Origin of the sequence: Streptomyces sp. HUAS TT11 (genome assembly GCF_051553595.1) — a bacterium.
GTDB lineage: Bacteria > Actinomycetota > Actinomycetes > Streptomycetales > Streptomycetaceae > Streptomyces.
The window spans coordinates 2,302,171-2,315,712 of record NZ_CP196184.1 but is presented as its reverse complement, the minus strand read 5'-3'; the positions used below and the strand labels follow the sequence as shown (position 1 = coordinate 2,315,712).

The following is a 13,542-nucleotide window of genomic DNA, read 5'->3' as shown; positions in this document are numbered from 1 at the left end:
GCCGTCCGTGATACTTGGTAGTTCCAAGCGACACTACGCAAGAAGGGCACGGCCTCGTGGCACGGACTCGGACCTGGGCAACCATCGCGCTGACAGGGGCGCTCGGCCTATCCCTCGCGGGATGCAGCAGCCATGGAGGGCAGCGCGCCGAGGACGCCCGCAGGGCCGCCACCGCGCAGGGCCGGGCCGCAGTGGACACTCCTCGCTGGACCTTCGCGATGATCACTCATTCGGGTGATGGTGACACCTTCTGGGACATCGTGCAGAGCGGCGCCCGGCAGGCCGCCGTCAAGGACAACATCGACTTTCTGTACTCGCACGACGCCAACGCCCAGCAGCAGGCCCAGCTCGTGGATGCCGCGATCGACCAGAAGGCCGACGGCATCATCGTCACGCTGGCGAAGCCCGACGCGATGAAGGCCGCCGTCGCCCGCGCCGAGAAGGCCGGCATCCCGGTCGTCACGGTGAACTCCGGCTCCGCGGAGTCCAAGGCCTTCGGAGCGCTCGTCCACATAGGCCAGGACGAGACGATCGCGGGCGAGGCCGTCGGCGACGAGCTCAACAAGCGGGGCAGGACCAAGGCCCTGTGCGTGCTGCACGAGCAGGGCAACGTCGGCCACGAGCAGCGCTGCGCGGGTGTGCGCAAGACCTTCCACGGCACCGTGGAGAACCTCTACGTCAACGGCACCAACATGCCGGACGTGCAGTCCGCCGTCGAGGCGAGGCTCCAGTCGGACAAGTCCGTGGACGCGGTCGTCACGCTCGGCGCTCCCTACGCCGACACGGCGGCCAAGGCCAAGGCCGATGCCGGAAGCCGGGCGGAGATCGACACCTTCGACCTGAACGCCAAGGTGGCGGGCGAGCTGAAGGACGGCACCCTCGGCTTCGCCGTCGACCAGCAGCCCTACCTCCAGGGCTACGAGGCGGTCGACCAGCTCTGGCTCTACAAGTACAACGCCAACGCTCTCGGCGGCGGCAAGCCCGTGCTGACCGGGCCGCAGATCATCACCGGGGACCAGGCCTCGGCCCTCGAGCAGTACACGAAGCGGGGCACGCGATGACCGTCACGGCACCGGCGTCCGCGCCGGACACGCACCAGGAGCCGGCGTCCGACGAGCGGCTCCTCGGGACCTCACCGCTGAAGAGGCTCCTCGGCCGGCCAGAACTGGGCTCGGTGGTGGGGGCGCTCGCCGTCTTCGTGTTCTTCTCACTCGCCGCAGAAACCTTTCTGCGGGCCTCGAGCCTCAGCACCGTCCTGTACGCGGCCTCGACGATCGGCATCATGGCCGTCCCGGTGGCGCTGCTGATGATCGGCGGGGAGTTCGACCTCTCCGCCGGAGTCCTCGTGACGACGTCCGCGCTGGCCTCGTCGATCTTCAGCTACCGGATGACCGCGAACGTCTGGGTCGGCGTCGGCGTGTCCCTGCTGTTCACGCTGGCGATCGGCGCCTTCAACGGGCTTGTGCTGACCCGCACGAAACTGCCGAGCTTCATCGTCACGCTGGGCACGTTCCTGATGCTGGCCGGCCTGAACCTCGGGTGCACCAAGCTGTTCAGCGAGACGGTCTCCACCAAGTCCGTCTCGGACATGGACGGCTTCTCCTCGGCGAGGGCGGTGTTCGCGTCCACGGTCACGATCGGCGGTGTCGCCTTCAAGATCACCATCCTGTGGTGGATCGCCCTGGTCGCCCTGGCCTCCTGGGTGCTGCTGCGCACCCGCGCGGGCAACTGGATCTTCGCGGTCGGCGGCAACAAGGACGCGGCCCGCGCGGTCGGCGTCCCGGTCGGCAGGACCAAGACCGGCCTGTACATGGGCGTCGCCCTCGGGGCCTGGATCTCCGGCCAGCACCTGCTCTTCTCGTACGACGTCGTGCAGTCGGGTGAGGGTGTCGGCAACGAGCTGATCTACATCATCGCGGCCGTCATCGGCGGCTGCCTGATCACCGGCGGCTACGGATCCGCCGTCGGCTCGGCGGTCGGCGCCCTGATCTTCGGCATGACCAGCAAGGGCATCGTCTTCGCCCAGTGGAACCCCGACTGGTTCAAGTTCTTCCTCGGAGCGATGCTGCTTCTCGCGACCCTGCTCAACGCCTGGGTCCGCAAGCGCGCGGAGGCCACGACATGACGGACGTCACGGAGCGCACCGCGCTCGTCCACCTCGAGGACGTCGGCAAGCACTACGGCAACGTCCGGGCCCTCGACGGGGTGTCCCTGGAGGTCCACGCAGGCGAGATCACCTGCGTCCTCGGCGACAACGGCGCGGGCAAGTCGACCCTCATCAAGATCGTCGCAGGGCTCCACCGGCACGACGCCGGAACCTTCCGCATCGAGGGGGAGGAGAGCGGCCTGTCCTCCCCGCGCGAGGCCCTGGACCGGGGCATCGCCACCGTCTACCAGGACCTGGCGGTGGTCCCGCTCATGCCGGTGTGGCGCAACTTCTTCCTCGGCTCCGAGCCGCGCAGGGGCGTCGGCCCCTTCAAGCGCCTGGACGTCGACCTCATGCGGCGCACGACGCGTGAGCAGCTGCTGCGCATGGGTATCGACCTGCGCGACGTCGACCAGCCCATCGGCACCCTGTCGGGTGGCGAACGCCAGTGCGTGGCCATCGCACGGGCGGTGTATTTCGGAGCCAAGGTGCTGGTCCTCGACGAGCCCACGGCGGCCCTCGGAGTGAAGCAGTCCGGCATGGTCCTGAAATACGTGGCCGCCGCACGGGACGAGGGCCTGGGCGTTGTGTTCATCACCCACAACCCCCACCACGCGTATCTCGTGGGCGACCGTTTCGTGCTGCTCAAGCGCGGCACCATGGTGGGCAGCCACACCCGCGAGGAGATCACCCTGGAGGAGCTCGCGCGCCAGATGGCGGGCGGCAACGAACTGGATGATCTGCGCCACGAACTCGAGCGCGCACCGCACGGTGGCGCCCGTCGGGACGCGGGGCAGTGACGCCGTGCCGTGCCGCCGCATCCACGGGTCCGGCCGCGACGGACGCGCGGGTGCGGCGCGGGGCCGCGTCGCCACCGCCCGGTGCCGGGTGCGGGGGCTCCGCGATGCAAGCCCGTGGGGGCGTAAGGCAGAATCGGGCGCGATGAGCACCTACCGCGACTTCACCCACCGCGGCTCCGCCCGGGCCACCGTCCTGCGGACCGTCGGCACGCGTGAGCGCCGTTCCCACCTGACCGCTCCCCGCGTCCCCACGGTCGGCATCGACATCGGCGGCACGAAGGTGATGGCGGGCGTCGTCGACGCCGACGGCAACATCCTGGAGAAGCTCCGCACCGAGACGCCGGACAAGTCCAAGAGCCCGAAGGTCGTCGAGGACACCATCGTCGAGCTGGTCCTGGACCTCTCCGACCGGCACGACGTGCACGCCGTCGGCATCGGAGCGGCCGGCTGGGTGGACGCGGAGCGCAATCGCGTGCTGTTCGCGCCGCACCTGTCCTGGCGCAACGAACCGCTGCGCGACCGCCTCGCCGGGCGGCTCGCCGTCCCCGTCCTGGTCGACAACGACGCCAACTCCGCCGCCTGGGCCGAGTGGCGCTTCGGCGCCGGCCGTGGCGAGGACCATCTCGTCATGATCACCCTCGGCACCGGCATCGGCGGTGCCATCCTGGAGGACGGCCAGGTCAAGCGCGGCAAGTTCGGAGTGGCCGGCGAGTTCGGCCATATGCAGGTCGTGCCGGGCGGCCACCGCTGCCCGTGCGGGAACCGGGGCTGCTGGGAGCAGTACAGCTCCGGCAACGCCCTGGTCCGCGAAGCCAGGGAGCTCGCCGCAGCCGACTCCCCGGTCGCGTACGGGATCATCGAGCACGTCAAGGGCAACATCTCCGACATCAGCGGCCCGATGATCACCGACCTGGCCCGTGAGGGCGACGCGATGTGCATCGAGCTGCTCCAGGACATCGGCCAGTGGCTCGGCGTCGGGATCGCCAACCTCGCGGCGGCCCTGGACCCCTCCTGCTTCGTGATCGGCGGCGGGGTCAGCGCGGCCGACGACCTGCTGATCGGCCCCGCCCGGGACGCCTTCAGACGTCACCTGACGGGCCGCGGCTACCGCCCCGAGGCCCGCATCACGCGCGCCCAGCTCGGTCCCGAGGCCGGCATGGTCGGAGCAGCGGACCTGGCCCGGCTCGTCGCCCGCCGGTTCCGGCGCGCCAACCGACGCCGGGTGGAGCGGTACGAGCGCTACGAGCGGTTCGCGGAGGCCCGCCGCAGCGCCAAGGGGACGCTGTGACGGCCGCCGTGTCGATACCGCGCCAGTCCTCGCCGCCGGACGAGCCCTCGCGGCCTCCGGAGGGCGGGTGGCACAAGTTCCGCCGCCGGGCGCTGACGCTGCTGATCATCGTGCTGCTCATCGGCGTGCCGGCCGGCTACCTGGTGATCTCCGCGAACCAGAGCCGCAACAGCGGCAAGGACAAGGAGGCGAAGTACTCGGCGACCGGACTCACCGCCGGGTGGCCCTCACGCGTGCAGCGCCGCCTGTACCAGGTGACGATCCCGAAGGGCGCAACGAACGTCGCGTACTACGAGACGAACAACTGGAAGACCAGCCGGCTGTACGTGCAGTTCGACACGGACGACGCCGGTCTGACCCGGTTCCTCGGCCACCTCAAGACGTCCCAGGCCGCCCTGAAGAAGGACGACGTCGCCATCAACGAGCGCGACCAGAACATCGTCGGCTGGTCCTTCACGGCACCGGGCTCCTGGTACGGCCTCGTCCACAGGCAGAAGAACCCGGCTCCCACCCTGGACATCGTGGTGAACAAGGAGCACCCCCTGCAGCCCACGGTCTACGTGGTGTCGCGCACGATCCCCTGACGGTCCCGCCCCCGGCGGTCCGGTGGCCGCCGGAGCCGATTGTCGGACCCCGCCCGTAGAGTCGAAGACGACTCGACGTGGATGGCGGGAGGTGACCGGACGTATGGCCGAGCAGACGGCGCAGGGCGCAGTGCCCGTGCGGCTGGCCGCCGTCTTCGTGCCCGCGCCGCTGCCCCGCCGGGGCCGGGTCGTCTTCTGGGACCCGGAGGGCGACTCCCCGCCCGCGGACGCCACGGAGGAGCTGACGGTCGTCCGCCGGCACGGGTCCGGGGCGCGCAGGGCCACGGTGCCCGCCGTGTCCGTGCCGATCGCCGAGGCACTGCCCCTGCTCACCCGGGCCCGCCGCGATCCCGCCGCCCACCCGGCCACCGCGTGCTGGGGCGCGGCCGCGCTGCACGCCCTACGGCTCGTCGCGCGCGGCAGGCTGCTGCCGGGGCTGTCCCCCGAGGGGTACGACGCCTGGCGGGCCGGACCACTGGAGCCGGACGACATCACCCACCTCAGAGCCGTCGCCGCCGCCCTGCCGTACGAAGGACACGCCGTCCCGCTCCCGGGCAGGGGCCCGCTCCTGCTGCCCGAGCCGGAGGCCCTCGTCAGATCCTTCCTGGACGCGGTCGCGGACACCCTGCCGCGCACCTTGGCCGCCGCCCACACCGTGGGCGGCCCGTTCGCGGCGCGCGAGCCGCAGCGTCTGCCGCTGGCGCAGGACTGGGCCGCGGAGGTCGCGGCCGGCATGGACGCCGGAGTGCGGATCTCGCTGCGCCTCGACCTGGCCGCGCACGACCTCTTCGACGACGGCGAGGGAGCCCGCCGTGCCGGGGCGGCGGTGGTGCAGGTGCACAGCCTCGCCGACCCGACCCTCGTCGTCGACGCGGCGGCGCTGTGGGCCGGTGAGGCCGACGCCGCCTTCGGCCCCCGCGCGCGGGTGGACGCCGCCCTCGCCGTCCGCCGGGCGGCCCGCGTCTGGCCACCGCTGGACCGGCTTTCCGACCAGGAGGCGCCGGACGTGCTGGCCCTCTCCGAGGACGAGCTGACCGATCTTCTGGGTGTCGCCGCCACCCGGCTGGGCGCGGCGGGAGTCGCCGTGCACTGGCCCCGCGACCTGGCACAGGACCTGACCGCGGCGGCGGTCGTACGACCCGCGCCGGGCTCGGCCACCGACGGCACGGGCTTCTTCGAGGGCGAGGACCTCCTCCAGTTCCGCTGGCAGCTGGCGCTCGGCGGCGATGGCCTCACCGAGGCCGAGATGGACACACTGGCGGAGGCCCACCGCCCGGTCGTCCGGTTGCGCGACCGGTGGGTGCTCGTGGACCCGGCGCTCGTCCGCAAGGCCCGCAAGCGCGAGCTCGGCCTGCTCGATCCGGTCGACGCGCTGTCCGTGGCGCTCACCGGCAGCGCCGAGGTCGACGGCGAGACGGTGGAGGCGGTGCCGGCCGGGGCACTGGCCGAGCTGCGGGACCGGCTGACGGCGGGCATCGTCCCCGTGGAGCCGCCCCCGGGGCTCACCGCCCGCCTGCGGGACTACCAACTGCGGGGACTTTCCTGGCTGGACCTGATGACCTCGCTCGGCCTCGGCGGCTGTCTCGCCGACGACATGGGCCTGGGCAAGACCGTCACCGTCATCGCGCTCCATCTGCGCCGGGCGCGCCGTGAACCGACCCTGGTGGTCTGCCCGGCCTCGCTGCTCGGCAACTGGCAGCGGGAGATCGGCCGGTTCGCACCCGGCGTCCCGGTCCGCCGCTTCCACGGCGCCGAGCGGAGTCTGGACGGTCTGGACGGCGGCTTCGTGCTCACCACGTACGGGACGATGCGGACGGCCGCGCCACGACTGGCCGGACAGAGCTGGGGACTGGTCGTCGCGGACGAGGCGCAGCACGTCAAGAACCCCTACTCGGCGACGGCGAAGGCGCTGCGCACCATCCCCTCGCCCGCCCGCGTGGCCCTCACCGGCACCCCCGTGGAGAACAACCTCTCGGAGCTGTGGGCGCTCCTGGACTGGACGACACCGGGACTGCTCGGCCCGCTGAAGTCCTTCCGCGCCCGGCACGCACGCGCGGTGGAGAACGGCGAGGACGCGCAGGCGGTGGAGCGTCTGGCGCGGCTGGTCCGTCCGTTCCTGCTGCGCCGCAAGAAGTCGGACCCGGGCATCGTCCCCGAACTGCCGCCCAAGACGGAGACGGACCATCCGGTGCCGCTCACCCGCGAGCAGGCCGCGCTGTACGAGGCCGTGGTGCGGGAGTCGATGCTCGCGATCGAGACGGCGGAGGGCATCGCCCGGCGCGGCCTCGTCCTCAAACTCCTCGGTTCGCTCAAGCAGATCTGCGACCATCCCGCCCTGTATCTGAAGGAGGACCCGCGGGCGGCCGTGGGCCTCGCCACGCGATCCGGCAAACTCGCCCTGCTGGACGAGCTGTTGGACACGCTCCTGGCGGAGGACGGCTCGGCGCTCGTCTTCACGCAGTACGTCGGCATGGCCCGCCTGATCACCGCGCATCTGACCGCCCGCGCGGTGCCCGTCGATCTGCTGCACGGGGGTACGCCGGTACCCGAACGGGAGCGGATGGTCGACCGGTTCCAGAGCGGTGCGACACCCGTCCTCGTCCTGTCCCTCAAGGCGGCGGGCACGGGCCTGAACCTCACCCGCGCGGGCCATGTCGTCCATGTGGACCGCTGGTGGAATCCGGCCGTGGAGGAGCAGGCCACGGACCGGGCGTACCGCATCGGCCAGACCCAGCCGGTCCAGGTCCACCGGCTGATCACCGAAGGCACCGTCGAGGACCGCATCGCCGAGATGCTGGAGGCCAAGCGTGCGCTGGCCGACGCGATCCTGGGCTCCGGCGAGTCGGCCCTGACCGAGCTGACCGACCGGGAGCTGTCCGATCTGGTCTCGCTGAGGGGTTCGGCGTGAGCGGGGCGGGTGAGGAACGGCTTGCGGCGGGCGACGAGCCGAGTGAGGGCACCGGGGCGGTCCGGGGCGGCAGTCCGCGTCCCGCCGACGCGGTGCGCCGTGCGCTGTGGGCCGCGCGGGAGCGGAGCGGGGGCGCGGAGCCCTCGGTGCCGCAGGCGCAGCCACCCGCCGCGAACCCGGAGCCCTCGGTGCCGCAGGAAGGCACGCGACCGGAGGCCCGACCCGGCGATGCGGCGCGCGCGGCGCTGCGCCGGGCGACCGCGGAACGCCGCACCGGCCGGGAAACAGAAGAGGACGCCGTGTCACCGCCGGTGCCGGTCGAAGGCAGCCCGGCCGTCGCGGCGGGCGAGGCCGCCACGCCCCGGGAACCCGAACCGGCCGAGCGTCCCGGCGACGTGGCGCGGGAGGCGTTGCGCGCCGCGCGGACCGAGGCGGAGCGGCAGCCTGCCGTGCCGCGTACCCGGGGGGTCCGGCCCCCCGACCGGTCCGCCACGGCCGGCACCCGCGAGCGGCGGGGGAAGCGGACCCGTACGCCTGCCGAAGGCAGCCGCGACATGGACGCACGGGCCCAGGACGTGCGGGAACTCCTCGCCGGCGCCTTCGTGTTGCCGCCGGCCGCCACCGCGCCGCGGGGAGCCACGACCGCCACGGCCGCCGCGGCCGACGCCGGCGGTGAGCCCGGGGAGTCGCCCGCGCACTCGCGGCAGGAGGCCCCGGAGACCTCCTCGCGACACCGGTGGGAACGGCCGGATCCACCCCGGGAACGCGGCGGCCCGCCTCCCGCGGCTGCCCGCTACCCGCGTTCCATGGCGGCCCCCGATCGCGACGGGGAGCTGCGGCGCACGTTCGCGGCGCTTCCCGCGCGACCGGCGCGAGCAGCCGACCGGTTCGCCGAGACCTGGTGGGGCAACGCCTGGGTCACCGCGCTGGAGGAAGGGGCCCTCGACGCGGCCAGGCTGGCGCGGGGCAGGACGTACGCCGGCCGGGGGAACGTGGACGCCATCACCGTCACCCCCGGTCTCGTGCTGGCCTACGTCCAGGGCAGTCGTCCACGCCCGTACCGCGTACAGGTACGGCTGCGGACGTTCTCCGACGACGAGTGGGACCGCTTCCTGGACGTGGCCGCCGAGCGTCCCGGGCACATCGCCGCACTGCTGGACAAACAGGTGCCGCAGTCCCTCGCGGACTGCGGGGTCCGGCTGCTGCCCGTGCCCGGCGACCTCGAACCGCACTGCAGCTGCCCCGACTCCGGCCGTCCCTGCAAGCACGCGGCCGCCGTCTGCTACCAGACCGCGCGGCTGCTCGACCGGGACCCCTTCGTGCTGCTTCTGCTGCGCGGCCGGGGCGAACGGCGGCTGCTCGACGCGCTGTCCCGGCGCAGCGCGGCGCGCGCGGCCCGGGCCGCCCACGACCGGGAACCCGCCTCCCTGCCCGGCGTACGCGCCCGGGACGCCCTTGCCAGGAACGCACGGCCGCCGCTCCCGTTGCCGCTGCCGCCGGCCGCCCACCCGGAGCAGCCGCCGGTCTACCCCGGGGCACCGGGCGGCCCGGACCCGTTCGCGCTGGACCAGCTGGCCACGGACGCGGCCGCCCGCGCACACGCCCTGCTGACCACGGGACACGACCCGGTCGCGGAGCTGACACTGTGGCAGGACGCCGTACGGCTCGCCTCCGCCCGACCGGGTTCGGGGCTCACCGCGGGCACCCGGGCGCTGTACGCCTCCCTGGCCGCCGCCACCGGACGTACCCCGGCCGATCTGGCGCGGGCGGTCGCCGCATGGCGGCAGGGCGGACAGGCGGCACTCGACGTACTGGAGGAGCCCTGGGACCCGCCGGCGGGCCGCTTCGACCGTGCCCGCCCCCTGCTGCTGGCCGCGGACCTCCCGGCGTTCCGCCCGTGGCGCAACCGCCTCACGCACCCGGACGGCCATGTTCAGCTCCGGCTCGGCCAGGACGGGCTCTGGTACGTCTACGAGTCGGAACCGGGCCGCGAGGACTGGTGGCCTCGCGGCACCCCGGATCCGGACCCGGTCGGTGCCCTGACCGGGCTGGGCGCGGGGTAGGCCGCGAAGGACGACGCCCGTCGGTCCCGCCGCGCGTCCGAAACCCGTCGGCCCCCGGAAACGGCCTGAGTAGGATCGCGGAATGCTCACAACTCCGCTCGGTGCGCTCGAAGTCGCCCTGGTCCAGAGCGGCGCCCGAGCCGTGGACACGCTGCACGGCACCGCCGGGTTCGCCCGGCGCATCGAGGACCTCGGGTACCGGCGGCTCTGGTACGCCGAGCACCACCACTCCCCGGCGATCGGGGCGTTCCCGCCGGTCGTTCTGACCGCCCACGCCGCCGCGTCGACATCGTCCATCCGCCTCGGGTCCGGTGGCGTCCTCGCCCCGAACCACGCGCCGATCATGCTGGCGGAGCAGTTCGGCACGCTGGCGGCACTGCACCCGGACCGGATCGACCTGGGCATCGGCCGCGGCCCGGGCACGTTCGACGAGCAGACGGCACGCGCCCTGCGGCGTGGAGCGGGCCCGGCGTCGGACGACGAGTACCGAACCGACGTGTCAGCGATCCTGCGTCTTCTGGTGGAGGAGATGGATCTCGGCCCGCTTCCGGAGCCGTGGCTGCTGGCCTCGAGCACGGCGGGGGCCGGCCTCGCGGCGGAACTCGGACTGCCGATCGCCGTCGCCCATCACATCCGCCCCGAGAACACCCTCACCGCACTCCGTCACTACCGTGAGCACTTCTCCCCGTCCCGCTGGTGCGAACGTCCCCGTGTGCTGGTCTGCGTGGAGACGATATGCGCCGAGACGCAGGAGGAGGCGGCCCGGCTGGCGGGCCCGATGGCCGTCATCAAGGCCGGACTCCTCGCCGGACGGGGCGACATGCCCGTCCCCACACCCGAAGAGGCGGCCGACCACGTGTTCACCGCGGAGGAGACGCGGGCGCTTGCGGCCTTCAACGCCGGCCAGGCGCACGGCTCCCCGGAGACCGTCGTACGGCAGCTGGCGGCCCTCGCGGACGCGACCGCCGCGGACGAACTCATGCTGACGACCCCCGTGTACTCGGCGGCCGACCGCCTGAGGTCGTACGAACTCGTCGAGCAGCACGTCGGGTTGCGCGCGGCCCCGTGACGAGGGCACCGGGGCGGCACGAGCACAGCGCTGCCCACCGTGCCGCCGACCGCGCGCATGCCCTACGGCACCGAAGACCCCGCGGGGACATGCATCTTGCTCGTCACTTCGCGCGCGGAAGCCGGGCGCGGAAGACCGCTCCCCCGCCCGGGTCGCCCCCGACGGTGAGGGAGCCGCCGTGCCGCAGCACCACGTCCCGCGCGATGGCCAGGCCGAGACCGGCACCGCCCGCGTCGCGGCTTCGGGCCTCGTCCAGGCGGACGAACCGCTCGAAGATCCGCTCCCGGTCCTCGGGGGCGACCCCCGGACCGTCGTCGCCGACGGTGAGGACGACGTCGTCGCCCTCGACGGCCACGCTCGCCTCCACCGCGCCCGCCGCGTGTCGTTGGGCGTTGTCCAGGAGGTTGGCAAGGACCCGGGTCAGCTGCGTCCTGCTGCCGGTCACCACGAGCGACTCGCCCCCCAGCGCCACGGCGGGGGCGAACCGGTCCGTCGCGGCCCGTGCGGCCACTTCCTCCAGGACCAGGTCCGCGAGATCGACCCGCGCGTCCGCCGGACTCTCCCCGGCGTCCAGCCGGGCGAGGAGCAGCAGGTCGATCGCGAGATGCTGGAGGCGTACGACGTCCTGGACGAGCCCGTGGGTGTCCAGCAGCTCCGGATGCGCCTCGGCGACCTCCAGCTGGGTGCGCAAGTTGGCGATGGGACTGCGCAGTTCGTGGGAGGCGTCGGCGATGAAACGGTGCTGCCGCTCGATCGAACCCTCCAGGGCGGCCAGTGTCTGGTTGGTGGTGCGGGCCAGCCGGGCGATCTCGTCCCCCGACCGGGGCTCCGGGACCCTGCGGGACAGGTCGCCGCTTCCGGTGATCTCCGCCATCTCGGCACGGATGCCCTCCACCGGCCTCAGCGCGCGCCGGGTGACCAGCCATGTCACGGCCGCCACGACGGCGAGCAGGAACGGCAGGCCGGTCAGCAGCGACTTCGTGACCTGGTCCAGGGTGGCCTGCTCCTCCTCCAGGGAGATCCCCGCGTAGACGGTGTAGGTGCGGCCGTCGTAGGTGGTGCCCTGCACGGCGGCGAAGCTGTAGTCGTGGGTCGCGCCGGCCACGGTGGCCCGGATCGTGCGCCGCTGCACGTCGGTGCCGACCTTTCCGCGCGGGGGACTGCTGGTCGCTCCCTTTCCGCTGTCCTCGCCGCCGCCGTTCCCGGAGTGGTCGTCCCCGCCGCCGTGGTCGTCGCCGGTCGGTTCCCCGCTCTTCCCGTCGCCCCCGCCGCTGCCGCCGCGGTCGTCGGAGCCGCGGCCTCGCCCGTGGTCGTCCACGGGGACCGCGGTGCGAGCGATCCCGGTGCGCACCGGGACGTGGACCGCGGCGAGCACACCACCCGGGACGCCCGTACGGCTGCTCGCGTGCGCGGCCGTACCGGCCGCGTCCGCCGTCCCGGACGCCGATGGGGAAGACGGTACGGACGCGGCGCCCGTTCTCGAGGGAGACGGCACGGTGGACTCGGCTGCCGTGGGGGCCGAGGACGCCGTGGACACGGGTGCGACGGTGCTGTCCGCGGGCGGGGCGTAGTCGGCGACAGGGGCACGGCCCGCGAGTGCGGCACCGGCGCCCAGTACCCGCCCGGCCGAGTCGACGACCTGTACCACGCGCCCGTCCTCGGGCAGGTCGAGCCGGTCGAACCGGCCGTTCAGCGCGTCCTGGGAACCGGCCACCGTACGGGCGGTGACCTCGGCCTCCAGGCCGGCCCGTCCGGTGAGGTTGTGCCGCAGCACCGTGACCACGCCGAAGCCCGCGGCGACCAGCGCGAGGCAGACCACCACAGTGGCCGCCAGCGCCGCGCGCGCCCGGACCGACGCCGGCGGCCTAGGCATCGCGACCCCCGTCGGCCTCCAGCCGGTATCCCGCGCCGCGCACGGTCTTGATGGAGCGGCGCCCGAAGGGCACGTCGATCTTGCGGCGGAGCGCGCTCACATAGACCTCGACGATGTTCGGGTCGCCGTCGTAGGCGAAGTCCCAGACGTGCGCGAGGATTTCGGCTTTCGACACCACCTCGCCGGCATGCCGTGCGAGCTGCTCCAGTACCGCGAACTCCTTGGTGGTGAGGACGACTTCCTCCCCGTCGCGGGTCACGCGCCGGGCTCCGGGATCGAGGCTCAGGCTGCCGACGCGCAGGACGGGTGAGCCGGTGCGGGCACGGCGGCGCAGCAGGGCGCGGATACGGGCCTGGAGGACGACGTAGGAGAACGGTTTCGTCAGGTAGTCGTCGGCGCCGGTGTCCAGACCCTCCGCCTCGTCGTACTCGCCGTCCTTGGCGGTCAGCATCAGGATGGGCGTGTCGTCGCCGTCTTCCCGGAGCGAGGCGCAGACCCGGTAGCCGTTCAGTCCGGGCAGCATGATGTCGAGCACGATCAGGTCGTACTCCTGCTCACGGGCCAAGTGCAGCCCGTCGACGCCGTCATGGGCCACATCCACGGCGAAGCCCTCGGCGGCCAGTCCGCGCGCGAGGGCAGTGGCGAGACGTCGCTCGTCCTCGACTATCAGCAGGCGCATGCCGCCAGGGTGGCAGAACCTTCCTGAAGACGGGTTCAGGTTGCTTCAGCCTGGCTTCAGGGTGCGCGGCGCACGGTGGTTGCCGTCCGGTCGAACACGCCGGACGGACCCCGCGGACCGACCGCGGGGCGA

Annotated in this window: 9 protein-coding genes and 1 pseudogene; 8 read left to right on the top strand and 2 right to left on the bottom strand. The window is 73.2% G+C overall.

Going from position 1 to position 13,542, the window contains the following annotated elements; genetic code table 11:
• Positions 1 to 56 precede the first annotated feature (56 nt).
• The 8 genes from ACSHXN_RS10440 to ACSHXN_RS10405 all read left to right on the top strand — a co-directional run bounded on the left by ACSHXN_RS10440 (position 57) and on the right by ACSHXN_RS10405 (position 10,858).
• Positions 57 to 1,061 (top strand): sugar ABC transporter substrate-binding protein, encoded by a 1,005-nt coding sequence (locus tag ACSHXN_RS10440; protein WP_438302977.1) that lies wholly within the window; start codon positions 57 to 59, stop codon positions 1,059 to 1,061.
• Positions 1,058 to 2,125: an ABC transporter permease gene (locus tag ACSHXN_RS10435; protein WP_355128035.1), complete on the top strand. Its 1,068-nt coding sequence runs from the start codon at positions 1,058 to 1,060 to the stop codon at positions 2,123 to 2,125. The genes ACSHXN_RS10440 and ACSHXN_RS10435 overlap by 4 nt, the downstream gene beginning before the upstream one ends.
• On the top strand, positions 2,122 to 2,946 hold the full coding sequence (locus tag ACSHXN_RS10430) for an ATP-binding cassette domain-containing protein (protein ID WP_355128037.1): 825 nt from the start codon (positions 2,122 to 2,124) through the stop codon (positions 2,944 to 2,946). The genes ACSHXN_RS10435 and ACSHXN_RS10430 overlap by 4 nt, the downstream gene beginning before the upstream one ends.
• Before the next feature lie 142 nt (positions 2,947 to 3,088).
• A complete protein-coding gene (locus tag ACSHXN_RS10425) occupies positions 3,089 to 4,234 on the top strand; it encodes an ROK family glucokinase (RefSeq protein ID WP_355128039.1) in 1,146 nt (381 codons plus the stop codon).
• Positions 4,231 to 4,818, top strand: a complete 588-nt coding sequence (locus ACSHXN_RS10420) for a sugar kinase (protein WP_355128041.1) — start codon at positions 4,231 to 4,233, stop codon at positions 4,816 to 4,818. Before ACSHXN_RS10425 ends, ACSHXN_RS10420 begins: the two co-directional genes overlap by 4 nt.
• Before the next feature lie 103 nt (positions 4,819 to 4,921).
• Complete coding sequence (locus ACSHXN_RS10415) at positions 4,922 to 7,726, top strand: DEAD/DEAH box helicase (protein WP_438302976.1); 2,805 nt, start codon at positions 4,922 to 4,924, stop codon at positions 7,724 to 7,726.
• Between the two features lie 299 nt (positions 7,727 to 8,025).
• Positions 8,026 to 9,789, top strand: coding sequence for an SWIM zinc finger family protein (locus ACSHXN_RS10410; protein WP_438306446.1), 1,764 nt, complete (start codon positions 8,026 to 8,028; stop codon positions 9,787 to 9,789).
• A gap of 82 nt (positions 9,790 to 9,871) precedes the next feature.
• On the top strand, positions 9,872 to 10,858 hold the full coding sequence (locus ACSHXN_RS10405) for an LLM class flavin-dependent oxidoreductase (protein ID WP_438302975.1): 987 nt from the start codon (positions 9,872 to 9,874) through the stop codon (positions 10,856 to 10,858).
• A gap of 103 nt (positions 10,859 to 10,961) precedes the next feature.
• Here ACSHXN_RS10405 and ACSHXN_RS10400 read toward each other — a convergent pair.
• Both ACSHXN_RS10400 and ACSHXN_RS10395 read right to left on the bottom strand, forming a co-directional pair.
• Positions 10,962 to 12,098: pseudogene (locus tag ACSHXN_RS10400) on the bottom strand (sensor histidine kinase); the annotation flags it as partial.
• A 625-nt stretch (positions 12,099 to 12,723) separates the two neighbouring features.
• Complete coding sequence (locus ACSHXN_RS10395; RefSeq protein WP_355128049.1) at positions 12,724 to 13,410, bottom strand: response regulator transcription factor; 687 nt, start codon at positions 13,408 to 13,410, stop codon at positions 12,724 to 12,726.
• Between the last annotated feature and the right edge of the window lie 132 nt (positions 13,411 to 13,542).